At 75.1% G+C, this 25,603-nt stretch carries 26 protein-coding genes; 10 read left to right on the forward strand and 16 right to left on the reverse strand.

Annotated features, from left to right (window positions below; all coding sequences use genetic code 11):
- Both ACSNOB_RS17075 and ACSNOB_RS17080 read right to left on the reverse strand, forming a co-directional pair.
- A partial coding sequence (locus ACSNOB_RS17075) for a cytochrome P450 (protein ID WP_436687542.1) occupies positions 1-901 on the reverse strand: 901 nt, incomplete at its 3' end.
- Between the two features lie 159 nt (positions 902-1,060).
- A complete protein-coding gene (locus ACSNOB_RS17080) occupies positions 1,061-1,807 on the reverse strand; it encodes an ArsR/SmtB family transcription factor (protein ID WP_436687543.1) in 747 nt (248 codons plus the stop codon).
- A 129-nt stretch (positions 1,808-1,936) separates the two neighbouring features.
- Here ACSNOB_RS17080 and ACSNOB_RS17085 point away from each other — a divergent pair, with 129 nt between their 5' ends.
- Positions 1,937-4,156, forward strand: a complete 2,220-nt coding sequence (locus ACSNOB_RS17085; protein WP_436687544.1) for a family 43 glycosylhydrolase — start codon at positions 1,937-1,939, stop codon at positions 4,154-4,156.
- Between the two features lie 165 nt (positions 4,157-4,321).
- On the opposite strand, the gene ACSNOB_RS17090 is transcribed toward ACSNOB_RS17085, so the two are convergent.
- The 3 genes from ACSNOB_RS17090 to ACSNOB_RS17100 all read right to left on the reverse strand — a co-directional run bounded on the left by ACSNOB_RS17090 (position 4,322) and on the right by ACSNOB_RS17100 (position 6,737).
- Positions 4,322-4,843, reverse strand: a complete 522-nt coding sequence (locus ACSNOB_RS17090; RefSeq protein WP_436687545.1) for a 2'-5' RNA ligase family protein — start codon at positions 4,841-4,843, stop codon at positions 4,322-4,324.
- A gap of 134 nt (positions 4,844-4,977) precedes the next feature.
- A complete protein-coding gene (locus ACSNOB_RS17095) occupies positions 4,978-5,583 on the reverse strand; it encodes a response regulator transcription factor (protein ID WP_436687546.1) in 606 nt (201 codons plus the stop codon).
- Positions 5,580-6,737: a sensor histidine kinase gene (locus ACSNOB_RS17100; protein ID WP_436687547.1), complete on the reverse strand. Its 1,158-nt coding sequence runs from the start codon at positions 6,735-6,737 to the stop codon at positions 5,580-5,582. The genes ACSNOB_RS17095 and ACSNOB_RS17100 overlap by 4 nt, the downstream gene beginning before the upstream one ends.
- 133 nt (positions 6,738-6,870) lie before the next feature.
- Here ACSNOB_RS17100 and ACSNOB_RS17105 point away from each other — a divergent pair, with 133 nt between their 5' ends.
- Both ACSNOB_RS17105 and ACSNOB_RS17110 read left to right on the forward strand, forming a co-directional pair.
- Positions 6,871-7,746: a hypothetical protein gene (locus tag ACSNOB_RS17105; protein ID WP_436687548.1), complete on the forward strand. Its 876-nt coding sequence runs from the start codon at positions 6,871-6,873 to the stop codon at positions 7,744-7,746.
- A gap of 104 nt (positions 7,747-7,850) precedes the next feature.
- Complete coding sequence (locus ACSNOB_RS17110) at positions 7,851-9,647, forward strand: DEAD/DEAH box helicase (RefSeq protein WP_436687549.1); 1,797 nt, start codon at positions 7,851-7,853, stop codon at positions 9,645-9,647.
- Positions 9,648-9,704: 57 nt separating this feature from the next.
- Here ACSNOB_RS17110 and ACSNOB_RS17115 read toward each other — a convergent pair whose 3' ends face one another.
- Positions 9,705-10,169, reverse strand: coding sequence for a MarR family winged helix-turn-helix transcriptional regulator (locus ACSNOB_RS17115; protein WP_393109119.1), 465 nt, complete (start codon positions 10,167-10,169; stop codon positions 9,705-9,707).
- Between the two features lie 55 nt (positions 10,170-10,224).
- On the opposite strand from ACSNOB_RS17115, the gene ACSNOB_RS17120 reads away from it, so the two are divergent.
- Positions 10,225-10,719 (forward strand): SgcJ/EcaC family oxidoreductase, encoded by a 495-nt coding sequence (locus ACSNOB_RS17120; protein ID WP_393109117.1) that lies wholly within the window; start codon positions 10,225-10,227, stop codon positions 10,717-10,719.
- Positions 10,720-10,782: 63 nt separating this feature from the next.
- On the opposite strand, the gene lon is transcribed toward ACSNOB_RS17120, so the two are convergent.
- The 5 genes from lon to ACSNOB_RS17145 all read right to left on the reverse strand — a co-directional run bounded on the left by lon (position 10,783) and on the right by ACSNOB_RS17145 (position 16,301).
- On the reverse strand, positions 10,783-13,119 hold the full coding sequence (gene lon, locus ACSNOB_RS17125; protein WP_436687550.1) for an endopeptidase La: 2,337 nt from the start codon (positions 13,117-13,119) through the stop codon (positions 10,783-10,785).
- 38 nt (positions 13,120-13,157) lie between these two features.
- Positions 13,158-13,415, reverse strand: a complete 258-nt coding sequence (locus ACSNOB_RS17130) for a hypothetical protein (protein ID WP_436687551.1) — start codon at positions 13,413-13,415, stop codon at positions 13,158-13,160.
- 21 nt (positions 13,416-13,436) lie between these two features.
- Positions 13,437-14,537: a putative manganese transporter gene (locus ACSNOB_RS17135; protein ID WP_436687552.1), complete on the reverse strand. Its 1,101-nt coding sequence runs from the start codon at positions 14,535-14,537 to the stop codon at positions 13,437-13,439.
- 69 nt (positions 14,538-14,606) lie between these two features.
- Complete coding sequence (locus tag ACSNOB_RS17140; protein WP_393109109.1) at positions 14,607-15,476, reverse strand: manganese catalase family protein; 870 nt, start codon at positions 15,474-15,476, stop codon at positions 14,607-14,609.
- Between the two features lie 84 nt (positions 15,477-15,560).
- A complete protein-coding gene (locus ACSNOB_RS17145; protein WP_436687553.1) occupies positions 15,561-16,301 on the reverse strand; it encodes a sensor histidine kinase in 741 nt (246 codons plus the stop codon).
- A gap of 65 nt (positions 16,302-16,366) precedes the next feature.
- On the opposite strand from ACSNOB_RS17145, the gene ACSNOB_RS17150 reads away from it, so the two are divergent.
- Complete coding sequence (locus ACSNOB_RS17150; RefSeq protein WP_436687554.1) at positions 16,367-17,008, forward strand: response regulator transcription factor; 642 nt, start codon at positions 16,367-16,369, stop codon at positions 17,006-17,008.
- Between the two features lie 145 nt (positions 17,009-17,153).
- The gene (locus tag ACSNOB_RS17155; protein WP_436687555.1) at positions 17,154-17,501 is read left to right on the forward strand and encodes a histone-like nucleoid-structuring protein Lsr2; all 348 of its coding nucleotides are present in this window, start codon (positions 17,154-17,156) and stop codon (positions 17,499-17,501) included.
- 236 nt (positions 17,502-17,737) lie between these two features.
- Here ACSNOB_RS17155 and ACSNOB_RS17160 read toward each other — a convergent pair whose 3' ends face one another.
- The gene (locus ACSNOB_RS17160) at positions 17,738-18,163 is read right to left on the reverse strand and encodes a winged helix-turn-helix transcriptional regulator (RefSeq protein WP_436687556.1); all 426 of its coding nucleotides are present in this window, start codon (positions 18,161-18,163) and stop codon (positions 17,738-17,740) included.
- A gap of 141 nt (positions 18,164-18,304) precedes the next feature.
- Between ACSNOB_RS17160 and ACSNOB_RS17165 the strand changes: the two genes are divergently transcribed.
- Positions 18,305-18,859: an SRPBCC domain-containing protein gene (locus ACSNOB_RS17165; protein ID WP_436687557.1), complete on the forward strand. Its 555-nt coding sequence runs from the start codon at positions 18,305-18,307 to the stop codon at positions 18,857-18,859.
- A gap of 127 nt (positions 18,860-18,986) precedes the next feature.
- On the forward strand, positions 18,987-19,550 hold the full coding sequence (locus ACSNOB_RS17170; RefSeq protein ID WP_436687558.1) for an NADPH-dependent FMN reductase: 564 nt from the start codon (positions 18,987-18,989) through the stop codon (positions 19,548-19,550).
- Between the two features lie 104 nt (positions 19,551-19,654).
- On the opposite strand, the gene ACSNOB_RS17175 is transcribed toward ACSNOB_RS17170, so the two are convergent.
- Both ACSNOB_RS17175 and ACSNOB_RS17180 read right to left on the reverse strand, forming a co-directional pair.
- A complete protein-coding gene (locus tag ACSNOB_RS17175; protein ID WP_436687559.1) occupies positions 19,655-20,950 on the reverse strand; it encodes a hypothetical protein in 1,296 nt (431 codons plus the stop codon).
- A 268-nt stretch (positions 20,951-21,218) separates the two neighbouring features.
- A complete protein-coding gene (locus ACSNOB_RS17180; RefSeq protein WP_436687560.1) occupies positions 21,219-22,103 on the reverse strand; it encodes a hypothetical protein in 885 nt (294 codons plus the stop codon).
- 142 nt (positions 22,104-22,245) lie between these two features.
- Here ACSNOB_RS17180 and ACSNOB_RS17185 point away from each other — a divergent pair, with 142 nt between their 5' ends.
- Positions 22,246-22,839, forward strand: a complete 594-nt coding sequence (locus ACSNOB_RS17185) for a GNAT family N-acetyltransferase (protein ID WP_436687561.1) — start codon at positions 22,246-22,248, stop codon at positions 22,837-22,839.
- Positions 22,840-22,842: 3 nt separating this feature from the next.
- Here the strand turns inward: ACSNOB_RS17185 and ACSNOB_RS17190 are convergent, their stop codons facing one another.
- Positions 22,843-23,712 carry a phytanoyl-CoA dioxygenase family protein gene (locus tag ACSNOB_RS17190; RefSeq protein WP_436687562.1) on the reverse strand — a complete coding sequence of 290 codons (870 nt, stop codon included), beginning with the start codon at positions 23,710-23,712 and terminating at the stop codon, positions 22,843-22,845.
- A gap of 129 nt (positions 23,713-23,841) precedes the next feature.
- On the opposite strand from ACSNOB_RS17190, the gene ACSNOB_RS17195 reads away from it, so the two are divergent.
- Positions 23,842-24,570 carry a helical backbone metal receptor gene (locus ACSNOB_RS17195; RefSeq protein WP_436687563.1) on the forward strand — a complete coding sequence of 243 codons (729 nt, stop codon included), beginning with the start codon at positions 23,842-23,844 and terminating at the stop codon, positions 24,568-24,570.
- 38 nt (positions 24,571-24,608) lie between these two features.
- Here the strand turns inward: ACSNOB_RS17195 and ACSNOB_RS17200 are convergent, their stop codons facing one another.
- Positions 24,609-25,562, reverse strand: a complete 954-nt coding sequence (locus tag ACSNOB_RS17200) for a TerC family protein (RefSeq protein ID WP_436687564.1) — start codon at positions 25,560-25,562, stop codon at positions 24,609-24,611.
- Positions 25,563-25,603: the final 41 nt, after the last annotated feature.

Genomic DNA, 25,603 nt, shown 5'->3' on the forward strand with positions numbered 1-25,603 from the left:
CCCACGAAGATCGAGGTGGAGAACCGATGAACGAACGCTGCGCCGCCTTCCACGCCCTGCACCACCCCGGCCGGCCGGGCGCGAAGCGGTCGGGGTCGGCGTGCACCGCGGGATCCCGGTTCGCCGCGTCGAAGCGCAGCAGCACCTCGTCGCCCGGCGCGAGGTCGCGGCCGGCGAGCCGGACGGGCGCGACCGCGACCCGCCGGGTGCCGCGCACCGGCGGGTCGAGGCGCAGCACCTCGGCGAGCAGGTCGCCGGTCGGCACGGTCGAGGGCAGCGGCAGGCCGTGGCGGGTGGCCGCGCCGATCAATCCGGCGGTGGCGTCGCACGCCTGGACCAGCAGGCCGATCCGGTTCGCCATCTCCTCGGGCGGGCCCGGCGGCGTCATCGCCACCAGCGCCGCCACCGCCCGGTCGGCCACGGCGACCCGGGTGGCGTCCGCACCCGGGTGGTAGGCGGCCGCCACGGCGGTCACCGCCGGCACGGCCGCGTCCGGGTCGGCCAGCCCCAGGCGGGCCGCCAGCACCGACAGCGGTACGCGCCGGGCGAGGGTCGCCATCACGTCCAGCCGGTCACCGGCCCGGTCGAGCGCGTCCCCGGTCAGCCGGGCCGCGGCGGCGCGCAGCTCGTCGGGGTCGAGAGCGGCCAGGGCGGCGACGCCGGCGGCCCGGCGGGCCGGGTGCCGGCGCGGATGGCTGAACCGGCTGACGGAGCCGCGCAGCCAGGCCAGGGTGCCGGGCGCTCCGGCCGGGGCGACGGGCACCTGGCAGGACGCGTCGGCGAGCACCGCCCGCACGTCGGCGTGCCGGGTCACCGTCCAGCCGGTGTCCGGGTCGAAGGCGGGCGGGGCGCAGGGCGGCGTGCCGGGCGCCGGCGCGATGACGAGGTCGTTGACGGTCACGCCGCGACGGTAGGGCCTGGTTCCTTCGGCGCCCGCCGAACTGTCGGCCGGAGGGTGCGGCCCGGCCGGGGTCGGTCGCGGTGGCGGCGGCCGGTGCAGCGCAACCGCGCACCCGTCGGTGATCGGACTTGACTACCGCCGGCATGCCGGGCTGCCGGGTCAGGCGCGGCCCCCGCCGGTGTCCGGTGCGGCGTCCGGCGCGAGGTCGGCCGGGGCGAGGCCGAGCGCGGCGGCCAACGCGGGAGCGCCGGCCGGGGTCAGCCGGACGGCGCGGCCCCCGCCCCGGGTCAGCCAGCCCACCTCGAAGAAGCGGTCGCACAGCGCCGCGCCCAGCGCCCCGGCCAGGTGCGGGCGGCGCTCGGTCCAGTCCAGGCAGTCGCGCACCAGCGGACGGCGGGCGGCCCGCAGCGGCGCGACCGGCACCCCCAGCCCGTCCAGCCAGCCCAGCCCCGCCGGCGTCAGCGCCAGCCCGTCGGCGCCGTCGAGCAGCCGGCCGGTGAGCATCGCGTCGCGCAGCAGCACACCGAGGCGGCCGGCCAGGTGGTCGTAGCAGGTGCGGGCGTACGCCAGGGCGGCGCCGGCGCGGGCGGCGCGCAGTGACCGGGCCGGCTCGGGCCGCGCCGGCGCGTGGCCGGCCAGGTCCTCGATCAGCTGGGCCACCGAGGGGTCGGCGAGCCGGACGTAGCGGTGCCGCCCCTGCCGTTGCTCGACCAGCAGGCCGCCCCGGACCAGGCGGGTGAGGTGGTCGCTGGCGGTGGAGGCCGCCACCCCGGCGAGCCGGGCCAGCTCCCCGGCCGTCCACGCCCGGCCGTCGAGCAGGGCCAGGCAGATGGTGGCTCGGGTGTCGTCGGCGAGCAGGGCGGCGAGCCGGGCCAGAGCCCGGCCGTCCGTGGCGGCGGTAGTCACCGGCCCATGCTGGCACGGGCACTCTGCGGCGCCCACCGAAGGTTCAGCGAGTCTTTACAACGTTGTATCCAACGTTGTAGAAACGGACGCACTGATCCTGGTCGACATCCCCCACCCGAGGCAGGTCTGATGCGACATCTCCGCCGCGCCGGCGCGCTCGCCGCCGTCATCGGTCTGGTCCTGGCCGGGACGGCGTCCGCGCCGGCCGCCGCCGCCCCCGACCCCCGCTACCGCAACCCGGTCTCCGCCGGCTTCGCCGACACCTTCGCCGACCCGGTCATCGTCCGCGGTGAGGACGGTTTCTGGTACGCGTACGGCACCACCGACCCGCTGCGCGAGGGCGAGGGCACCTTCCACCGGGTGCCCACCGCCCGCTCCGCCGACCTGGTCGACTGGACGTACGTCGGGGACGCCTTCGGCGCCGACCAGCGCCCGGCGTACGCGGCGCCCGGCGCCGGCTTCTGGGCCCCCGACGTGCGCCGGGTCGGCGACCGCTGGGTCATGTACGTGACCGTCACCGACACCACCGTCTCCCCCGACGGCGGCGACTTCGCCGTCGGCGCGGCCACCGCGCCCACCCCGACCGGCCCCTGGACCTTCGCCGACGAACCCGTGGTCGCGCCCCGCCCCGGCGGTGGCGGCGGCTGGCTGTGGACCATCGACCCGAGCCAGTTCACCGACGTCGACGGCCGGCACTACCTCTACTACGGCAGCTACTACGGCGGCATCTCGGTCACCGAACTCTCCCCCGACGGGCTGCGCGCCGTCGGCACGCCGACCCTGGTCGCCATCGACAACAAGTTCGAGGGCAGCTACGTGCTGCGCCGTGACGGCTGGTACTACCTGTTCGCGTCGACCGCGAACTGCTGCGCCGGCCCGGCCACCGGCTACTCCGTCCACGTCGGCCGGTCCCGCAGCCCGCGCGGCCCGTTCGTCGACCGCGACGGCATCCCGCTGACCGCGTCCCGGGCCGGCGGCACCCCCGTGCTCGCCCAGAACGGCAACCGCTGGATCGGCACCGGCCACAACGGCTTCCTGACCGACCTGTCCGGCCAGGACTGGATCGTCTACCACGCCATCGACCGGGCCGACCCGTACCTGGACGAGCCGTTCGGCATCAACGAGCGGCCCATGCTGCTGGACCGCCTCGACTGGATCGACGGCTGGCCGACCGTGAACGCCGGCGCCGGCCCGTCGGACGGCGCACGGCCCGCGCCCGTCACCACCGGCCGGGTGGACGAGCGCTTCGACGCCGGCCTCGCCGACTGGCGCGACACCGTCGGGGACTGGCGGATCACCGACGGCCGGCTCACCGGCAACGGCACGCTGACCGGTCGTACCGCCGTCGGCGGCGACGTGCGGGCGGAGGCCGACCTGCGCCCGGCCGCCGCCGGCGCGGCCGGGCTCACCCTCGGCGACCGCGTCGCCGTGCGGGTGGACGCCGCCGCCGGCAGGCTGGTCGCCCGGGACGGCGCCCGCACGGCCAGCGCGCCGCTGCCCGCCGGCTTCGACGCGGCGGCCGGACACAACCTCGCCGTCGAGGTACGCGGCCGGCAGCTCACGGCCGAACTGAGCCCGGCGCGGCTCGGCGACCAGGTGGCCGTGGTCTCGCTGCGGCTGGAGCGGCCGGTCGTCGGCCGGATCGCGCTGACCGCCACCGGCGGGGACGCCGGGTTCGACAACGTCAGCGTCGCCCGGCTGCACCGGCCCGTGCGGCACACCGTGCCCGGGCCCCGGGCCGGCGGCCTGCTGCCGGCGTTCTCCGACGAGTTCACCGACGGGCTGGACCCGGCGTGGCGGTGGGTTCGACCGGACCCGGCGGCCACCGTCTCCGGCGGGGCGCTGCGCTGGCCGGTGCAGGGCGCCGACCTGACCGGCACCGGCAACACCGCCGGCGTGCTGCTGCGCGACGCGCCGACCGGCGACTACGTGGTGGAGACGAAGGTGACCCTCGACCTCGGCGAGGAGACCGTGCGCAACTACCAGCAGGCCGGCCTGGTCGCCTACGTCGACGACGACCGCTTCGCCCGGCTGGCGCAGGTCGCCATCTGGAACACCCGCCAGGTCGAGTACGGCTACGAGCTGCCCTTCGCCGGCCGGCCGGTGTACGGCGGCAACATCGTCGGCACCCCGGCGACCACCACCTGGCTGCGGCTGGCGCACCGGGTCGACCCGGCCACCGGCGAGCACGAGTTCCGGGCCGGCTCCAGCCGGGACGGGCGGAACTGGACGTGGGGCGGGGTGTGGACCTTCCCGGCCGACACCACCCCCCGCATCGGGCTGGTCGCGCACGGCGGCGCCGAACCGGCCGTCACCGCACAGTTCGACTACCTGCGCTTCCACCGCTGAGCAGGGCCTGCCCGCCGTCCGACCGGTGAGACCGCGACGAGGGTGCCGGCCGCCCGGCGGCTCCCGTGACCGAGGTGACGGGAGCCGCCGGGCCGGGTGCCGATGCCACGCGGTCGGACGGCAGCAGCGTGGACCCGCCAGCGCCGGTCACGACGATGCCGCCGGTCACTCCTCGGCGCCGCCGAGCGGGCTGACCGTCCGGCTCTCCCCGTCGTAGCTGCGCCCGGCCACGAAGGCGCCGACCGGGCGGTCGACGCCCGCCACGGCGCGGGCGAGCCGGCGGTCGGCGTCGCGGAAGCGCAGCGCCAGGCTCAGGTGCGGCAGCCACCGCCCCGGGGCATGCCACGGATGCTGTCCCGTCGCCCCGGCGAGCACGTCCCAGACCGCCGCGTGCAGCGCCCTCAGCGCCGGCGACGGGTGGACCAGCCACACCAGCGGGGCGCTGCCGTCGAGGACGGCGATCCGGTCCAGCCGCACCGGCAGCGGCACCGCCGCGTCGACCAGGGCCGCCAGCCGCTCCCGCGCGCCGGGCGGGAACTCGTCCACCGAGGCGAGGGTCAGGTGCGGCCGGTTCGTCGGGTGGGCGTTGCGGGCCAGGCTGGGCAGCCCCGCCGCGGCCAGCCGCGCCCACGCCCCGCGTACCGCCGCGTCCAGGCCCGGCGAGCAGAGCAGTTCGACCGTACGCACGCCGCCAGGCTAGCCGGCGGCCTGCCCGCGCGAGCCGCTCGGCGCCGTCCGCGCCCGGCGCGCAGGCATGACCCGCCCCGCGCCAGCCGTCGTCCCCGACCGGTCCGCGCCCCGGGCACGTCGGGGCGGCCCGGTCAGAGCCAGCCGTTGTCCCGGGCGGTCCGCGCCGCCTCCGCCCGGCTCGTCGCACCGAGCTTCTGCACCGCCGCGGCGAGGTAGTTGCGGACCGTGCCGCTGGACAGGTGGGCCCGGCGGGCGACCACCGCCACCGGGGCGCCGTCCTCGGCCAACCGCAGCGTGTCCAGCTCGCGCGGGGTCAGCGGGCACGGCGGGATGGTCAGCGCGTCGGCGGCCAGCGCCGGGTCGACGTACCGGCCGCCGGCGTGCACCCGCCGGATCACGTCGGCCAGGGCCCCGCCGGGCGCGCCCTTGGGCAGGAACCCGCGGGCCCCGGCGGCGAGCGCACGGGCCAGGTGCGCGGGGCGGCCCTGGCCGGTGAGGATCACCACCGCGCAGGACGGCAGCACCCGGGTCAGCTCGGCGGCGACCTGGAAGCCGTCCGGGCCGGGCATCGTCAGGTCGACCACGGCGACGTCGGGGCGGTGGGCCAGGGCGGCGGTCACCGCGCCGGCGCCGTCGGCCGCCTGCGCCACCACCGTCAGGTCCTCCTCCAGGTCCAGCAGGGCGGCGAGGGCGACCCGGATCAGCTCCTCGTCGTCGGCGAGCAGGACCCGGATCATGACGCCGTCGGCACGGTCGCCTCGACGGTGAAGACCCCGTCCTCCTGGTGGGTCCGCAGCTCACCGCCGACGGCGGCCAGCCGCTCGGCAAGCCCGCGCAGCCCGTGGCTGTGCCGGTCGGTCGCGGTGGCCGCGCCCGCGCCGTCGTTGGTCACCGTCATCCGCGCCACGTCCGCCTCCTGGTCGATCTCGATCCGGCACCAGCCTGCCCGGCTGTGCCGCAGCACGTTGGTGCCGGCCTCGCGGAGCACCGCCGCGAGCTGGGCGGCCGCCTCCGCCGGCAGCTCGCCGGCGGGCGGCACCACCGTGCAGCGCACCCCGGAGGAGCGCAGCACCTGCCCGACGGCGGTGACCTGCTCGGCCAGGTCGACGCGGCGGTAGCCGTGCACCGTGCGGCGCAGCTCGGTCAGCGCGGTGGCGGCCAACCGCTGCGCCTCGGCCGCCTCCCGGCCCGCCCGCTCGGCGTCGGTCGGCGCGAGCCGGGCGGCGAGTTCCGCCTTCAGCGCGATGACGGTGAGGTGGTGCCCGAGCAGGTCGTGCACGTCGCCGGCGAAGCGCAGCCGCTCCTGCGCCGCCGCGAGCCGGGCCTGGGCGACCTGCCCCCGGCCCGCCTGCACCAGCAGGTCCCAGAACCACACCTGGAACCCGGTCACGGCGGCGAGGCCGAGGCCGACGCCGCCGCTGACCACCAGGGACCGGCCGACGGACGTCCCGGTGGCCGCCGCCACCGCCGCGGCGACGGCCACGGTTGCCGCCGCCACGGGCAGCACCGCCCGGAGCCGGGCGACCAGCGGCACCGCGCCGACGATCGACGCGCCCAGCCAGGCCCACGTCGGCCACGTCCCGGCGGCGACCGGCGCGACCAGCGGCACGCTCAGCACCGCCGCCACGGCGAACGCCAGGCGGCACCGGCGGCGGACCCGGTCGGTCACGTCCGGCGTGACGGCCGCGTACAACGCCCCGGCCAGCACCACGGCGACCGCGGCGAGCCCCGCCGAACCGAGCGCCACCCGCAGGCCCGCCGGCTCCCGGGCCAGCCCGACCGCCGGCAGGGCCAGGGCGGAGGCCGCCCCGACCGCCAGGGACACCAGCGCGCCGGCCCGGGCCCGACGCAGGTGCCGGTCCGGTCCGGACACCGTCGGGTCGAACGCCACGGTCCGAATGGTAGGGGCGACACCGGCGCACCGCCGTACCGCCGGACGCACGGATCGGCCGTGCGTTCCGCACCGTCGACGGGTGACACCGCGCGGGTGTTCTCCGCGCCCACCCGACAGCAGGCTCGACTGCATGACGGAGATGACGACGAACACCTGCCGGACGGCGCCGCACGCCGGCCACCCCCGTACCGCGCGACCGCACGCCGCGCTGCTGCGGCACCTGCTGGAGATGGCGCTGGCGATGGTCGCCGGAATGCTGCTGCTCGGGCCGCTCCGGACGAACGTGGGCACCTCGCTCGGCCTGTCCGCCCTCCTCGGGCGGGCCGACGTCGACGCCGTGCTGATGGCGACGGACATGAGCATCGGCATGGCGGTGTGGATGCGGTACCGGCGCCACTCCTGGGCCGCCGTCGGCGAGATGACCGCGGCGATGTACCTGCCGGTCCTGGTGCTGCTCGTACCGTTCGAGGTCGGGCTGCTCGGGGCGGACGCCCTGCTGCTCGGCAGCCACCTGCTGATGGTCCCGGCGATGGCGCTCGCGGTGCTGCACCGGCGGGCGGAGTACGCCCGGCACCCGGCCGCCGCCCCCGCCGTCCGGCGTCACCGGCTGGTCGCGGCGCTGGCGCGCCGCTGGCCGACCGGGCTCGCGCTGCTGATGACGCTGGACATGCTCCTCTCCCCGGCGGTGCCCCCGGCGCTGTTCCTGCTGGCGCTGCCGGCGGCCTACCTGGTCATCGGCGCGGCGCGCGGGCGGCTGGGCGAGCGCCGGACGCTCGCCCTCCAGCTGGCCGGCCTGGTCGCCTGGGCGGCACTGGTCCTGGCCGCCATGACGGTCGACGGTGAGCTGGCCGGCTGGCTGGTGGCCGCCGGCTGGCTCGGCCACGCGGTCTGGGACGTGGCGCACCACCGCGCCGACAGGGTCGTCCCGCGCGGCTACGCCGAGTGGTGCGCGGTCTTCGACACGGTCATCGGGCTCGCCGTCGTGTTGGCCCTGTTGACTCGCTGACCCCGCCCGGGGTGGGTCGCCGGCACGGGGCGGCGCCCCACCCCGGGCGGGCTGTTGTGCCGGTCGGCGAAACCACCGGCCGGTGGTGATGAAAAACTTGTCGTATGAGTTCCGCACCCGTACGGCACGACCCACCGACCGACCCCTCCCCGGACGCCCCCGACGAGGCGCCCGCCTTCGCGGATCTCGGGCTGCGCGCCGAGCTGCTGGGCGCGCTTTCCGCCCTCGGCTACGAGGAGCCCACGCCGATCCAGCGGGAGGCGATCCCACCCCTGCTGGCCGGCCGGGACCTGCTCGGTCAGGCCGCGACCGGTACGGGCAAGACGGCCGCGTTCGCCCTGCCGCTGCTGCAGCGGATGCCCGACGACCGGCCCGGCGCCCCGGTGGCGCTGGTGCTGGTGCCGACCCGCGAGCTCGCGGTGCAGGTGTCCGAGGCGTTCCACCGCTACGGCAAGGACCTCGGCGCGCGGGTGCTGCCGATCTACGGCGGGCAGCCGATCGGCCGGCAGCTGCGCGCCCTGGACGCGGGGGTGGACGTCGTGGTGGCCACCCCGGGCCGCGCGCTGGACCACATCGCCCGGGGCACGCTCGACCTGGGCTCGCTGGCCACGGTCGTGCTCGACGAGGCCGACGAGATGCTCGACATGGGCTTCGCCGAGGACATCGAGGCGATCCTGGAGCACGCGCCCGCGCAGCGGCAGACGGTGCTCTTCTCGGCGACGATGCCGGCGCGCATCGACGGGCTGGCCCGCCAGCACCTGACCGACCCGGTGCGCATCCTCATCGCCCGGGAGCAGCCGGTCGCCGGCGAGGCGCCCCGGGTGCGGCAGAGCGCGTACATCGTCGCCCGGGGGCACAAGCCGGCGGCGCTGGGCCGGGTGCTGGACGTCGAGTCGCCCACCGCGGCGATCGTCTTCTGCCGCAGCCGGGAGGAGGTCGACCGGCTCACCGAGACCATGAACGGCCGGGGCTACCGGGCCGAGGCGCTGCACGGCGGGATGAGCCAGGAGCAGCGCGACCGGGTGATGGGCCGGCTGCGCACGGGCACCGCCGACCTGCTGGTCGCCACCGACGTGGCCGCCCGCGGGCTGGACGTCGAGCAGCTCACCCACGTGGTCAACTACGACGTCCCGTCGGCCCCCGAGTCGTACGTGCACCGGATCGGCCGGGTGGGCCGGGCCGGGCGGGAGGGCGTCGCGATCACCCTCGCCGAGCCGCGCGAGCACCGGATGCTCAAGACCATCGAGCGGGTCACCGGCCAGCGGATCGCCATCGACAAGATCCCGACGGTGGCGGACATGCGCACCCGGCGGCTGGAGCTGACCCAGGGGGCGCTGCGGGAGAGCCTGCTGGAGGACGACCTCGACCCGTACCGGGCGATCGTGGAGTCGCTGACCGACGAGTTCGACCTGGTGGAGGTGGCGCTCGCGGCGGTGAAGCTGGCGCACGAGGCGACCTCGCCGGGCTCGGACGACGAGGAGGAGATCCCGCAGGTCCCGGTCCGGGGTCCGCGCGAGGGGCGGCCGGAGGGCGGCGGTCGCGGCGAGCGGCGCGGCGGCGCCCGGCCCCGTACCGGCGGCACCACCCAGGTCTTCATCGGGTTGGGCCGGCGCGCCGGGGTCCGCCCGCAGGACCTGGTCGGCGCGATCACCGGCGAGACCGGCGTCAGCGGCCGGGACATCGGGTCGATCGAGATCGCCGACCGGTTCTCGCTGGTGGAGGTGCCCCAGGGCGTCGCCGACGAGGTGATCGCGGGGCTGCGCGGCAGCACCATCAAGGGCCGCAAGGCGACCGTACGCCGGGACCGTGACGGCGACGGGGGCGGCGAGCGCCGCTTCGACGGGGCCGACCGGCGCGAGCGCCGCGACCGCGACTTCGACGACCGGCGCAACCGGCGCTGACGCACCGACGTGGCCCCCCCCGTTGCGGCGGGGGCCACGCCCGTTTGCGGGCGGGAGTCAGTCAGCCGGCTCCCCGGTCACCCGTTCGGTGTGCTCCTGCTGCACGGCGCGGGCGGTGCCGAGGAAGTCGATGATCGTTTCGAGTTGCCGCTGGTCGTAGCGGGCCAGGGCGCGCAGGCCGGCCTCCCCGACGGGCCGGTAGATGCTCCGCTCGGCCGCCCGGGCCGCCTCGGTCGCCTCGACCAGCACCCGACGCCGGTTGGCGGCGTCCCGGGTGCGCGCCACCAGGCCGGCCCGCTCCAGCCGGTCGATGACCGTCGTGGTGGCCGCCGGGCTCAGCCGCAGCGCCGTCGTCAACTCGCCGGCCGTCACCGGGCCGCGGCCGAGGACGACGTCCAGTGCCCGCAGGTCGGTCCGGTTGATGCCCAGCCGGCCGGCGGCCGCCTCGTCGAAGGCGTCGAAGCTCTGCTGCAGCAGCCGAATCTCTCCGGCCACCTGGCGGATCAGCTCATCTTTCGACATTCGAAACTTCCTGCTAGCTTAGATTTCGACAGTCGAACTTTAGCAGGGGGCGACCATGACCGAGAACGACCACAGGGAGATCCGCGACCTCTTCGACCGGCTGCTGCGGGCGTGGACCGACAACGACGCGATCGCGTACGGCGCCTGCTTCACCGAGGACTCCGACTACGTGTCGTACGACGGCACCCGGGCGGCCGGGCGGGCGCCGATGCAGGACGCGCACGACCGGCTCTTCCGGGGCGTGCTCGCCGGCTCCGCGCTGGTCGGCGAGGTGGAGTCGATCCGGGCGGTGACCGCCGACGTGGCGATCGTGCACGGCACCGGTTCGGTGCTGATGCCCTGGCGTTCGCGCCTGCCGCGCCGCCGGCTGTCCCGGCAGACCCTGGTCGTGGTGCGGACTGCCCACGGGTGGCGGTTCACCGCGTTGCACAACGGCCGGGTCCGGCCGGTGCGGATCCCCGCGCCGGGCTCGGCGCCCGCCCGGCTGTCGCGGGCCATGGGGCGTGGTGCGCGCCGGCTCGGGCTCGGCCGCACCCGCGCCGCCGCCTAGCACGGGGCCCCTGTCGTCCGTCCCGACGACAGGGGCCCCGCCACGCCGGAGCGCCCGGCAGGCTCAGACGGCCGCGAGCGCCGGGCCGTCCAGCGACTCGGTGTCGGCCTCGGCCGGCCGCAGTGCCAGGGCGAGCACGTCCGCGACGTCGGCCAGGGTGTGCACGGTCAGCGCCTCCCGGACCTCGGCGGGCAGGTCGTCGAGGTCCGGCTCGTTGCGGGCCGGGATGATCACTTCGGTCAGGCCGGCCCGGTGGGCGGCGAGCAGCTTCTGCTTCACCCCGCCGATGGGCAGCACCCGGCCGGAGAGGGTCACCTCGCCGGTCATCCCGAACTCGGGCCGCACCGGCCGCCCGCTGGCCAGCGAAGCCAGGGCGGTGACCATGGTGATGCCGGCGCTGGGGCCGTCCTTGGGCACCGCGCCCGCCGGCACGTGCAGGTGGATCCGCCGCCCGGCGAGGGCGTTCGGGTCCAGCCCGAGCCGGCGCCCGTTGGAGCGCAGGTAGGAGAGCGCGATGTGTGCGGACTCCTTCATCACGTCGCCGAGCTGACCGGTCAGGGTCAGCCCCGGCTCGCCCTCCATGCTGGTGGCCTCGATGAAGAGGACGTCGCCGCCGGCGCCGGTGACGGCCAGGCCGGTGGCCACGCCGGGCACCGCCGTCCGCTCCGCCGACTCCGGGGTGAACTTCGGCCGCCCGAGGTAGGTGGCGAGGTTGCCGGTGTCGACGCGGACCGGGCCCGGTTCGGTGGCCAGCGCCACGGCGACCTTGCGGAGGATCTTCGCGAGCGAGCGTTCGAGCTGCCGGACGCCGGCCTCCCGGGTGTACTCGCCGGCGATCCGGGCCAGGGCCTCGTCGTCGACGGTGACCTCCTCGGCGGTCAGCCCGGCCCGCTCCCGCTGCCGGGGCAGCAGGTGGTCCCGGGCGATGGCGACCTTCTCCTCCTCGGTGTACCCGTCCAGGGTGACCAGCTCCATCCGGTCCAGCAGCGGACCGGGGATGGTCTCCACCACGTTGGCGGTGGCCAGGAAGAGCACGTCGGAGAGGTCGAGGTCGACCTCCAGGTAGTGGTCGCGGAAGGTGTGGTTCTGCGCCGGGTCGAGCACCTCCAGCAGGGCGGCGGCCGGGTCGCCCGAGTAGCCGACGGCCAGCTTGTCCACCTCGTCGAGGAGCACCACCGGGTTCATCGAGCCGGCCTCGCGCAGGGCGCGCACGATCCGGCCGGGCAGCGCGCCGACGTAGGTGCGCCGGTGGCCGCGGATCTCGGCCTCGTCGCGGACGCCGCCGAGGGAGACCCGCACGAAGTTGCGGCCGAGCGCGCGGGCGACCGACTCGCCGAGGCTGGTCTTGCCGACGCCGGGCGGGCCGGCGAGGGCGAGCACCGCGCCGGAGCCGCGGCCGCCGACGACGCCGAGGTTGCGCTCGGCGCGGCGGTTGCGCACCGCCAGGTATTCCAGGATGCGGTCCTTCACGTCGGCCAGGCCGGCGTGGTCGGCGTCGAGCACCGCGCGGGCCGCGGCCAGGTCGGTGTTGTCCTCGGTGCGGGTGCTCCACGGCATCTCCAGCACCGTGTCGAGCCAGGTGCGGATCCAGCCCGCCTCCGGGGAGGCGTCGCTGGCCCGCTCCAGCTTGCCGACCTCGCGCAGCGCCGCCTCGCGTACCTTCTCGGGCAGCTCGGCGGCCTCGACGCGGGCGCGGTAGTCGGCGGAGCCGTCCGGCTCGTCCTCGCCGAGTTCCTTGCGGATGGCGGCGAGCTGCTGGCGCAGCAGGAACTCCCGCTGGGACTTCTCCAGCCCCTCGCGGACGTCGGTGCTGATCTGCTCGGCGACCTCCTGCTCGGCCAGGTGGTCCTTCACCCAGCCGACGAGCAGCTCCAGCCGGGCGGTGACGTCCGGCGCGGCGAGCAGCTCGGTCTTCTGGGCGAGGCTGAGCCAGGAGACGTAGCCGGCCGAGTCGGCGAGCTCGGAGAGGTCGGTCATCCGCTCGATCGCGTCGATGACCTGCCAGGCGCCGCGCTGCTGGAGCACGGACGTCATCAGGGCGCGGTACTCGCGGGCGAGTTCGCGGGCGCGGCCGGCGGGGGCGGGTTCGTCGAGTTCGGTCGCCTCGACCCAGAGGGCGGCGCCGGGCCCGGGGACGCCGGAGCCGATCCGGGCACGGGACAGGCCGCGCACGACGGCGGCCGGCTCGCCGCTGGGCAGCCGGCCGACCTTCTCGATGGTGGCGACCGCGCCGACGGGGCCGTACTCGCCGTCGAGGCGGGGCACCGCGAGCAGCTTGTGGTCACCGGTGGCGCGGGCCGCGTCGACGGCGGCCTGGGTGGTCGGGTCGAGGGTCACCGGGATGACCATGCCGGGCAGCAGCACGGCGTCGGTCAGGGGCAGTACCGGGAGAGTTGCCATCGAACACCTGCTATCGCGTTGAGTTGAGCGTGTCCAACTCAAGTAACAAAGCGTTCCCCTTGTTCCTGACTGTGACCCACACCACTGCGCCGCGTCGCGGCCCGCGAGGGAAACAGCAGCTCACGCACCTGGGCGCCGCCCTCGGCGACCGCCACGGCGAACGGGATCGCCAGGCTGGTCAGCGCCAGCGCGGCGACCGTCCAGCCGGGCAGCCCGGCCAGCGCCGCGACGCCGGTGAGCGCGGCGAAGACGACGAGCTTGCGCCGCACGCGGGGCATCGGGACCGCCACGGACATCGGGATCTCCCTCCGGTCGCGTCAGAGCAGGACGAGCAGGGCGGCGCCGACGGCCGCCGCGGGCACGGTGGTGATGACGGTGGCCAGCGCCGCCGAGTGCCGGCGCAGCGCGGCGAGTGGGATCAGCGCGTCGCCGTCCTGGCTGATCGCGTTGGCGACCAGCGTGGGCAGCGGCAACCCGCCGCTGACGTACAGGCCGGTGAAGACGATCTGCACGGCGCAGCCGGGGATGAGGCCGATCCCCGCGCCGACGAGCACGCCGGCGAGGCCGGTGAGGGCGAGCTGCGAGCCGTCGAAACCGGTCGTGGTGGTCACCACCTGCCAGCCCAGGTAGGCCACGGCGACCCAGACGGTGACGAAGGACGCCTCGTGGGCGCTGTGCCGCAGCGTCTGGCGCAGCGAGCGGGGCTGCGCGGTCTCCAGGGTGTCGTCGGCGAGCCGTCCCCGGCCGGCCGCGAAGATCAGCGCCGCGGTCAGCGCGCCGAGCACCCCCAGCGCCAGGTACGGGTCGACGCCCCCGAGGGAACGGGTCAGCGCGGCCGGGTCGACCATCTGGAAGACCACCGGCACCGACACCGCGAACGCGGGCGTGGTCAACCCCCAGAACGCCGTGGACGCGGGCACCCGGGGCAGCCCGCCGAGCAGCCGCCGCGATCCGGCGAGGTCCGGCCCGCCGACGGCGGCGAGGCCGACCGGCGCGGGGCTGGCCGCCCGCCGGTCGGCCGCGCGGGCCGGGTCGATGCCGAGCGCGTCGACGACGTACCCGGTCACCAGGCCCACCGCGAAGAGCAGCGCGTGGATCTGGAGGGCGAACAGCGGGTTCCAGGCGAGCACCACCCAGGACGAGTCACCCATGGTGGCCGCCAGGGCGGCGATCACGGTGCCGAAGGAGACCTTCCCCCGGGCGTAGAGCGGCATCAGGACGATCGCCCCGCCGCAGCCGGGGCTGACGCCCAGCAGCGCGCCGACCAGCGGGCCGAGCCGGGGCCGGTTGGTGAGCCCGTCGGTGACCCGGTCGCCGTAGCGCCAGCGCAGCCAGCCGAAGAGCGCCACCATGACGGCGACGTAGACACCCACCTGCATGAACGCGTCCGCGAGCGGGCGGAGCACGAGTTCGGTCACGGCACACCTCCTCCGGGTACGGGCGTCGCCGGGCCGTCCGCCGCTCGCGGACGGCCCGGCGCGAGGACGTCAGGTGATCTTGCTCTTTACCTTGTTGACGACTCCCCCGGCGAGGCTCGGGTTCGTGCCGTAGAGGCGCGGGTCGCCGGGCGGCAGGACCGGCTCGGGCGCGTGCGCGCGCGGGCTGTGGTCGTAGCGGAACTCGCCCTTGCCGTCGGGCGCCGGCCCGGACGCCCAGCGCCCCTCGGAGGCGTCCGTGCCCGGCGAGAAGTCCAGGTACGTGTAGCTGAACTTCTCGGTGAACTCCTTCGAGTCCGGGAACGCGTCGGGCACCGGCATCTCCTCCAGGCCGTCCTCCTTGAGCTGCTCGATCGCCGCCATCCACATGTTCTGGTGCATGGTGTCGCGGGCCAGCAGGAAGCGCAGCATGTTCTTGACCCCGGGGTCGTCGGTCATGTTGAACAACCGCGCCACCTGGAGCCGGCCCTGCGCCTCGGCGGTGACGTTGAGCTGGAAGTCGGCCATCAGGTTGCCGCTGGCGGTGATGAAGGCGGCGTTCCACGGCACGCCGTTGCTGTCGGTCGGCAGCGCCCCGCCGCCGCCGTGGATGAAGTGCGCCGGGTTCGACCCGCCGTAGATCGCCCCGACCATCGGGTTGTCGTCAGCGGCCTCCTGGAGTGAGAGCGGCGCGTTCTCCAGCAGTCGCGTGATCATCGTGGCGATCATCTCGACGTGGCCCATCTCCTCGGTGCCCACGTCGAGGAAGAGGTCCTTGTACTTGCCCGGCAGCCGGCAGTTCCAGCCCTGGTAGAGGTACTGGTTGGCGACGGTCATCTCACCCCACTTGCCGCCCAGGATCTCCTGGAGCCGGCGGGCGAACGCGGCGTCGGGGCCGTCCGGCTTGGCTTCGAACTGCAGGTCCTTGATGTGGCTGAACACCTGTCCTCCTCGGTGCGGTCGGCTGTCGCCGAGGAGGTTCCCGGGGACGGCGGCCCGTCCGGGCCGACCGGTGACCCGGCGGGGTCAACCTGTCGGAGCGGCGCGGGGGAGCACCGCCTCGAGGGCCACCCCGCGCGGCCGCAGCCGGTGCAGGTGCAGCCGCCCGCCGTCGGCGGCGAGGAGCCGCCGGACGATCCAGAGCCCGAGGCCGGACACCCCCGGGGCGGGAGCGGGCCGGCGCAGCGCCTCGACCAGCGCCGCGTCGACACGCCCCTCGTCGACGACGAGGATGCTCAGGCCGGAGCCGCGCAGCGCGGCGTGGATCCCCACCCGGCCCTCGGGCGGGCCGTGGCGCAGCGCGTTCTCCACCAGGTTGGTCAGCACCTGCCGGGTCCGGCGCTCGGGCACGGGACAGCCGCCGGCCCGCCGGGTCACCCGGATCCGGCGCCGGTGCCGGGGCACGAGGACCGCCGCCCCGCGCAGAATCTCCGCCAGTGGCGCCGCCGGTTCGGCCGGCCACGTGGCCGGCGCGAGGGCCGAGCTGCCGGCCACCGCGACCCGGAGCAGGTCCGCCAGGTGTACGGCCTGGTCGTGCGCGAGCGCGGTGACGGCCCGCCGGTCGTCGCCGGTCAGCGGGCTCCGGTCGTCGGCGAGGGCCCGGGTGAGCGAGGTGAGGGTGGCGACCGGGGTGCGGAACTCGTGGCAGAGCACGCGCAGCAGCAGGTCCGGGTCGGCGTCGGTGAGCGCCAGGTCCCCGGCGTCCGGGCCCGGCCCCGCCCGTCGGAGCCCTCGCCGCGGTCCCTGGAACCCGTGCCGTCCCCGCATCCGCCCGTCCCCCCTCGTTCGGCGCGTCGCCGCATGATCGGTACCCGCTCGGGAAGGGTCCAGACATGCCCGCTCTCCCCGTCGTCCGGTTGGCCGTCGTGGACGACCACCCGCTCTTCGTCCGTGGGCTGGAGCTGCTGCTGCCGGCCACGACGGACGGGCGGGCGGAGGTGGTGGGGTCCACCGGCGACGCCTCGTCCGCCGCCTCGCTGGTCAGCCGGTGCCTGCCCGACCTGGTGCTGGTGGACCTGCACATGCCCCCGCCGGGCGGGATCCGGGCGGTGGCGGCGATCCGCCGGACCATGCCCCGGGTGCGGGTGGTGGCGATGTCCGGCGGGACGGACCCCCAACCCGCGCTGGAGGCGCTGCGGGCCGGCGCCGAGGCGTACCTGCCGAAGACCGCCGAGCCGGAGGAGCTGCTGCCTCCGCTGCTGGCCGTCCTGGAGGGCTGGGCGGTGCTGCCGGCGGAGCTGCTGCGCGCGCTGCTGCGACCCGGCCGGGCGAGCCCGGTCGACCTCGACGTCGAGGAGCAGCGCCTGCTCCGGTCGATCGCCGGAGGTCACAGCACCGTGGAGATCGCCGAGCGGATGCACGTCTCGGAGCGCACCGTGAAGCGGATGACGGCGGCGCTGCTGCGCAAGCTGCGGGTGTCCAGCCGGGCCGAGGCCGCGGCGCTCGCCGGCCAGGCCGGCCTGCTGGGCGACTGAACTGCCCAGCCTTTGCGCGCCGTCCACGCGGTTTTCCCGCGATAACGCGACCCGCCGAAATGAAAACGACGCGTATTGTTGCGCAATTGCTGCGGCATAGGTCAAACTTTGACCACACCCCGCCCCACACAGGGAGTAATCGGCGATGGCGAGAAAAGTAATCACGGTTCTGACCGACGACCTCGACGGCGGAAAGGCCGATCGGACCGTCGAGTTCAGCCTGGACGGCGTGGCATACACCATCGACGTCTCGGACGAGAACGCGGGCGTGCTGCGCAAGGCCCTCGACCCGTACATCAGCGCTGGCCGGCGGATCGGTCGCGGCGCGATCGACGCCACGCGGGCACCCCGTCGGGCGGGCACCCCGGGCAGTTCGGGAATGGACCGGGAGCAGAACCGGGCCATCCGCGAATGGGCCGTCAAGAACGGCTACAAGATTTCTGAGCGCGGTCGCATCCCGGTCGAGGTCGTCGAGGCCTACAAGAACCGCTGACCGGCCGCCGGGTTCACGCTCGCGTTCCCGCGGGGTCACGCTGCGGAATCAGCGGGGCCCCGCCGGTCATTTCCCACGGCCGGCCATTCCCTCGGTCCGCGTCCGGCAGCGGGCGCATTCAGCGGCCGACGCATTCCTCGGTCCGGCCGTCGACCGGCTGCCGGGCGGCGGTGCGATGGCGGCACGGGCCCACCCCGCCACCACAGCTCGGCGCGTGAGGGCGCACGCCGTCCGGTCTACGCGCCGGGTGGCGCGGCTGCTTCCGCCGCGGGCGCCCGGTCGAACTCGTCCCGGTTGCCGACGATGTCGCCCTGGTGATCCTGGACCCAGCGCACGAGGCCGTCCACGGCCTCGCTCAGCGAGCGGCCGAGCGGGGTCAGCGCGTACTCGACCCTGGGTGGCACCTCCGCGTACGCGGTCCTCGTCACCAGGCCGTCACGGGTCAGGGCGCGCAGCGTCTGGCTCAGCATCCGCTGGGATATGCCGACGACCTGTTCGTGCAGGGCGGTGAAGCGCAGCGGCCCGGACGCCAGGGCTGTGATGATCAAGACGGTCCACTTGTCACCGACGCGGGCGAGCACGTCGCGCACGAGCACGATGGTTGCCACGCAGTCCGGGGCGACTCCACGCGATTCGAGCTCGGCGCGCAGCGCGGTGTCCATGCTGTTTCTTCCTCCCACGTGCGTAGCTGACCCGAAAGTGCGTATCGCCGGGCCGGAGTAAACCCCGCCCCCGCACGTTTCTTACTGATGGTAAGTGACGGGCGGCCACCCTCCGGGTGGCGCGATGCCATGGGAGGACGCATGGTCACCGAGAATGCCGACCACGGTACGGCGGGACGCGCTTCGGGCGTCCGGCACGAGACATTCACGATCTCGCGCCACGTCGACGCGCCACCGGTCGATGTCGCCGCCGCGTTCGGCGACCCCGCGCTCCGGCGGCGATGGTTCCGGCTCCCCGGCGCCGACGCGTCGTACGACCACGACTTCCGGGTGGGGGGCGGCGAGACGGCGCGCAGCACGTTCACCGCCTTGGACACCGCGCCGGAGCGGCTGGAGTACCGGTCCTGGTACATCGACATCGCGGCACCTCACCGGATCGTCTACGCCTACAAGGCGATCGTCGACGAGGTGCTGCGGTGGACCTCCCTGGTGACGGTTCACCTGCGCGCCGAGTCGGAGGGGACCCGCCTGGACTGGACCGAGCAGGTGGCGTTCCTCGCGTACACGGGGAACGGCGACACCGACCTGGCGCACCTGCGCGGCGCGACCCGGCTCCGCCTGAACGGTCTCGACGCGGTCCTGACGCCACCGGCCGGGTCCGGTCGGCGTTCGCAACACTTCCTCCGTCGTCAGTAGCGGCGGCGAAAGTGCGTTTCGCGGGGTGGGAGTAGAGCGCGTTCGCGGTTCGTTTCCGCCTTCGGCAACGATCGGGTCGGCCGCCGAAGCGGCCCGCAGGCGCTCACGAGCGCGGAAGAGGAACAACGTGACAAGCATCGGAATCATCGTCGGCAGTACCCGTCCCGGCAGGGTGGGCCGCCAGGTAGCCGAGTGGGTCGCCGAGCACGGCAGGAAGCGCGACGGCATCGACGTCGAACTGGTGGACATCGAGGACTACGGGCTACCGGTGTTCGACGAACCACGGTCCCCGTTGCTCGGCGACTACGCGCACGCACACACGCGGGCGTGGAGCAGCAAGATCGCCGAGTTCGACGGGTACGTCTTCGTCACGCCGGAGTACAACCGGTCGATCCCTTCGGCATTGAAGAACGCCATCGACTACCTCTACGGCGAGTGGAACAACAAGGCCGCCGGATTCGTCTCCTACGGCAGCAGTGTGAGCGGCGCCCGCGCGGTGGAGCATCTGCGGCTCATCGCGGCGTCGCTTCAGCTGGCCGGCGTTCGCACCCAGGTCAGTCTCTCGCTCGGAACGGACTTCGAAGCATTTACGACTCTCACCCCCGGGGAGCGCCAGGACGCCGCGTTGCAACAGCTCTTCACCGAGGTGGTCGCGTGGGCCGAGGCGCTCGCACCACTGCGCCGGCGCTGACGGCAACGCCGGTCGGGGCGTCCTGACCGCTCGCGGTGCCGCTCGGGTCGCCGCCGGGCCGACCCGGCCGGGCCGGGGCGTACCCCGGACGGCCCCGCGCGGGTTCAGTTCACCTCGATGCGCACCACGTCGAAGGCCGGGGTCTGGTTGGCGCGCTCCATCATCGGCACCCGGTGCGAGCCGTCGCCGGCCCAGACCGCGCACTGGGCGACGCCGGATTCGGGCAGCCCGGGGATCTGGATGGTCACCTCGTCGGGCTCGGCGCCACCGCGGCTGTCCTCGGTGGCCACGAAGAACGCCGGGACCTCCTGGGGCTCCGGCGGCTGCTGGAGGCTGTCCAGCATGCGGCAGGCGGTGTGGAAGTGGCCCCGCACCAGCCCCTGCTCGTTGAGCAGGGAACTCTCCACGTAGTAGCCGCCCTGGCCGGCGGCGAGGAAGCGGTCCCGGACCAGGTTCCGCGTCGCCACCCGGAGGGTGAACGGCTGGTTGGCGTTCACCTCGCCGGGGAAGTCGGTGATCAGCAGCGACGGGTTGTTGGCCGCCGCGCCGACCTCGCCGAACGCGGTGCTGACGCAGCGGTTGCCGTTCTGGAAACCGTCGTGCGGCTGCAATCGGCTATCGTCGCAGTCGTTCGCGATCACACCCAGTCCGGCGCCCGGCCCACCATTGTTTCCGCCGCCGTTGTTGCCACCTCCGGTGCTCCCGCCGTTGTTTCCGCCCCCGGTGTTCCCACCGTTGTTGCCACCGCCGGTGTTCCCACCGTTGTTGCCGCCGCCGTTGTTGTTTCCGCCGGTCGGGGCGACCTGGCACTCGGCCAGCCGGGCCAGGCCCTGCGGCCGGGGGCCGACCCGGTCGATCGCGATGGTGATCCGCTCCAGCGTCGCCCGACGCTTCCCGGCCAGCGGCTGGAGGATCGCGCTGCGGACGAAGTCCTGCCCCCGGCGGCCCTCGGCGGCCAGCCGCCGGTCGGCCTCCGCGATCTGGGTCTGCAACAGGCTCAGGTTCCGGTCGACCTCGGCCCGCGCGCGGTCGGGCACCCGCGGCAGCCGGCCGGCCACGTCCGGGCAGGCGATCGCCGAGCCGCCGTTGTCGGCGCCGCCGGCCCGGTCCTGCTGGCACTCGGCGACCGACTGCTGCCCGTCACCCCAGTGGTTGCGCACCCACCGGCCGTCCTGCCAGGTCCGGGTGGTGCCACGCCCGCTCGGCGCGGTCGCGCCGGGGCTCGGCTCCACGCAGGCCGCGGCGGCCGGCCGGGTGGCGGCCGACCGGCGGTCCTGGGCCGACGAGATCTGGGTGACGGCGACGACTCCGCCGAAGACCGCGAGCGTGCCGACCACGGCCAGCAGCCGCTTGCTCCGCGCGTTACCGGATGACCGGCGCGCCCGTGTGGACCTGCGCATCGAATTGCTCTCCTTCTCGATCCGGTGGTTGATTCGAGACCTCGGGCGGACCGACGGAATTGAGATGGCACACCCCGACGGAGGTCGTCGCGGCGGACCGTTGACACGTCGATGACCGACGATGCCCTTTCCGCACCGTCTTCCGCGCCGCCGGGCGCGGACGGGGAGATCCTGTCCATTCCCGCAGGAGTACGGCACGACGGCCGCGAAGGTTCAACGCGGCCCGGAGAATTCGAGGCAGTCGTGGCGCCGGCGACGACCGGACGGCTCAGTCCGCGCAGAGGTGCGCGAAGGCGAATCCGTTCACCATCTCGTCACGCCGCGACTCCAGCCGGCGGATGTCGGCGAGCAGCTCGTCGCGGGGCGTCAGGGCCGGCTCGGCCGTCTCCAGGTGGTGCAGCCGCTCGCCGACGGCCATCGCCGCCAGATCCTCGGCCAGACGGGCGGGGTCCACGCCGGCGGAGAGGCGCTCCTCGCGTACCGTCACCCGCTCCACCAGGCAGGCGCCGGGACGCACCTCGACCCAGCTCCACCCCTCGGCCGGCCCGCCCCGCCAGCTCACGTGCAGCCCTCGGACGATGGGGTCCACCAACCGTCGCGACACGTACGCGTCGACCGCCGCGGCCCGGGCCAGGGCGCCGAGGTCGTTGACGTGGCCGGTCCGCCCGTCGGGGAGCCGGCCGAGGATGTCGCGGAACCCGACCGCGGGCGCGTCCGCCGCCTCCGGCTCCCCCGCCCCGAGCGCCGCGTAGGCGCGGGCGTCGATCACGTACGCCACGATCCGCCGCCCGTGCTCGTCGGCCCGCAGCGTGGGCGACCCGATCCGCAGCACCGCCAGGCCGACCGCCTCGGCGACCACGTTCTTCATCCGCTCGGCGCGCTGCCCGGCGGAGCCGGCGGGCGCGACCGGGCCGATCTCGACGGCGAAGACCGGCCGGGCCGTGTCGGCGGCGCAGACGACGAAGTCGTAGCCCTCCCGGGTGGCCGTGCTCCACTGGTGGCCGGTGATGCCGGTCGGGCGCCGGTGCGCGAGTTCGCCGAGGCGGCGGGCGCCGTGCACGAGCTGGCCGGCCCGGGTGAGCAGCGGGCCCCGTCCGCCCTCCCCGGGTACCACGCGCAGCCAGGAACCGTCCCCGCCACCGGTGCTCGTCATGCGCCTGATCCGTCCGTCCTGCCGTCGACCCGGGCCGACCCGTCGGCCGGGGCGAGTCTAGGCCGTCGATCATGGCCGGTGCCGCGGTGGTGCGGCGGGAAATCCGGTTGAGCCGCCCGGATCTCGACGCTGGGATGGGCCGGTGGCGATCTTCCTGAGCACCGACCGGCTGGCACTGCGCGAGTTCACCGCCGACGACGCGGGCCTGCTCGTCGAGTTGGACGGCGACCCCGAGGTGATGCGGTACCTCACCGGCGGGCGGCCCACCCCGCCCGAGGTGATCCGCGAGCGCACCCTGCCCCGGATCCTCGCCCACTACCGGCGGCCGCCGGGCCTGGGCTGGTGGGCCGCGCTGAGCCGCGCGTCGAACGAGTTCCTGGGCTGGTTCGAGTTCCGCCCGACGCGCGACGGCGACGCCCACGAGGTGGAGCTGGGCTACCGGCTGCGCCGGGCGGCCTGGGGCGGCGGCCTGGCCACCGAGGGCTGCCGGGCGCTGATCGACAAGGGCTTCACCGAGCTGGGCGTGGAACGGGTCACCGCGAACACGATGACCGTCAACGCGGCGTCCCGCCGGGTGATGGAGAAGGCCGGGCTGCGCTACGTGCGCACGTACGTCGGGGACTGGCCGGAGATGATCGACGGGGCGGAGCACGGCGAGGTCGAGTACGCGCTGACCCGCCAGCAGTGGCTGCGGCCGGACAGCGACGACGTACGCCGCGAGCCCCGCCCCGCCTGACGGTCACTCGGCGCCCATCACCAGGCCCTCGATGGTGTGCTTCTGGCGGATCGGGGTGAGGGCGTCGACCACCGGGCAGGGCAGGTGCGCACGCACCAGCTCGGGCAGGCTCTCCCAGTACCCCCGGGTCACCGCCATGTCGTGGTGGCCGGCGTTGCCCGCGCCGGGCGCGTCGACGCCGAGCACCAGCACCGGACGCGCCAGCGTGGAGACGTTGGGCGTGCCGCGGTGGATGGTCAGCGCCGATCGGGCGGAGATGTCGCCGCGCCTCGGGTACTTGCGGACCGCCCGCTGCTCGTAGCGGGGGTAGCGCTCCTTGGGCGGGAACATCTCGTGGTCGAAGTCGCGGCCGTCGTCCCACTGGGTGCCCGGCGCGATCTCGAACGGCCCCATCTCCTCCACCGTGTCGACCGTGGTGAGGTTGAACGCCAGCGAGGTCAGCCGCCGCTGCCGCCGGGTGTCCTCCGGCATCGGGAAGTCCCGGTGCCACGGTTGCATCGCCGCGCCGGGGAACGGGATGTCGAAACCCAGCTCGACGATCTCGTAGTCGGGGCCGAGCACGGCCCGGCACACCGAGACCACCCACGGGTGGGTGACCAGGTCGACGAAGCCGCGCAGCTGCTCGGGGTGGATCTCCACGTACCACCGTTGCGGGCCGCGGCCGACCGCGCCGTCCGGGCGGGAGCGGGCCTCCCGGAAGGCCGCGTCGATGTCCTCGCCGACGCGGTCCACCCACTCCACGGCGAAGGCGCCGCGGCAGGCGGTGATGCCGTCCCGGTAGAGGTCGCCGAGCGCCTCCACCGGAACCTCGTCGTCGGCGGGTACGGGGGGCCGGCCGGTGGGCGGCGCGGGCGGTGTGGCGTGGGACCTCATCGCACCTCCTGGGGGATGAGGCGAGTATTACAACGTTGTACACGCGTCGCAAGGGTCGCCCGGCCGACCGGGCCACGGTCGAGGCATGATCGACCCGGGCCGGCGGTCGGCCGACGGGAGGTGGGTGGGGTGCGGGTCGTGTCGCTGGTGCCGTCGCTGACCGAGGCCGTGGCGCTGACGCTGCCCGGCCTGCTGGTCGGGGCCACCGACTGGTGCGCCCACCCGGAGGGGCTGGACGTCGCGCGGGTCGGCGGCAGCAAGTACCCGGACCTCGACCGGGTGCTCGCGCTGCGACCGGACCTGGTCCTGCTCAACGTCGAGGAGAACCGCCGCGCCGACGCAGACGCGCTCGTCGCGGCCGGCGTACCGGTGCGGGTGACCTACCCGCGGACCGTCGACGGAGCGCTGGCCGAGCTGGCCGACCTGCTCCGCGAGCTGGGCGCACCGGCCGAACCGGAGTGGCTGGCCGCGGCCCGCCGGGCCTGGGCCGACGTGCCGGCGGCACGACCACCCCGCCGGGCGGTGGTGCCGGTCTGGCGCCGCCCCTGGGTGGTGCTGGGCGGCGACACCTTCGCCGGCGACGTGCTGCGCCGGCTCGGCGTCACCAACCTGTACGCCGACGACGCCGAGCGCTATCCCCGGCCGGGCCTCGACGAGCTGCGCGCCCGGGAGCCGGAGCTGGTGGTGCTGCCGGACGAGCCGTACCGGTTCACCGCCGACGACGGGCCGGAGGCGTTCCCCGGCGTCCCCTGCGCCCTGCTCTCCGGGCGACACCTGACCTGGTACGGCCCGTCCCTGGCGGCGGCGCCCGCCGTGCTCTCCGCCCAGCTCGCCGACCCGGTCGTGCGGCCGGGCTGACCGCCGCCGGGGCGGCGGTCCCACGCCGGGACGGTGGGTCAGCCGCCCGCGTGCCGGCGTCGTTCCCGACGGGCGGCGAACACGCTCCAACCGATCGCGGCCGACAGGGTCACCACGACCACCATCAGGGTGAGCCAGACCGGCAGCTTCCCCACCGGCGTCTCGGCCAGGATCAGCTTCGCCCCGGCGAAGGCCAGCAGCACGGCCAACCCGTACCGCAGGTAGCCGAAGTGCCGCAGCAGCCCGGCCAGGCAGAAGTAGAGGCTGCGCAGCCCGAGCACGGCGAACGCCGTCGCCGTCCAGACCAGGAACGTGTCGGTGGTGATGGCCAGGATCGCCGCCACCGAGTCGATCGCGAAGACCACGTCGGTGGCCTCGATCGCGACCAGCGCCACCAGCAGCAGCGTCGCCCTGCGCCGACCGTCGACCCGAGCGGTGAACCGCCCGCCGTAATAGCGGGGCTCGGTGGGGACCATCCGCCGGAACAACCGGACCGCCACGTTGCGGTCGGGCGCGACGTCCGGCTCGCCGCGCACCGCGAGTCGCCACCCGGTCCAGATCAGGAAGGCGCCGAGCACCACCCCGGCCCAGGCCAGCCGCTCCAGCAGCTCCGCGCCGGTGAAGATGAAGGCCAGCCGGAACGCGAGCGCCCCGACGACCCCCCAGAAGAGCACCTTGTGCTGGTACGCGGCAGGCACCCGGAAATACCCGAACAGCAGCGCGAAGACGAAGACGTTGTCGACCGAGAGGGCCTTCTCCAGCAGGTAACCGGAGAAGTACGCCACGGCCGGCTCGCCGCCCCGCCAGAGCCAGACCACCAGGCCGAAGCTGAGCCCGGCGGTGATCCAGACGCCGCTCCACACCAGCGCCTCGCGCAGCTCGATCACGTGGTTGTCACGGTGGGAGAGCATGTCCACGGCCAGCATGACGGCGATGACCGCGCCCACCGCCGCCCAGGCCCACAGCGGCGCCGCGAACGTCGCCTCGTCCACCCGGCGCCCTCCGCATCCACGACAGGTGGTTCCGCTCCCCA

Source organism: Micromonospora sp. URMC 106, assembly GCF_051386395.1.
Taxonomy (GTDB): Bacteria; Actinomycetota; Actinomycetes; order Mycobacteriales; family Micromonosporaceae; genus Micromonospora.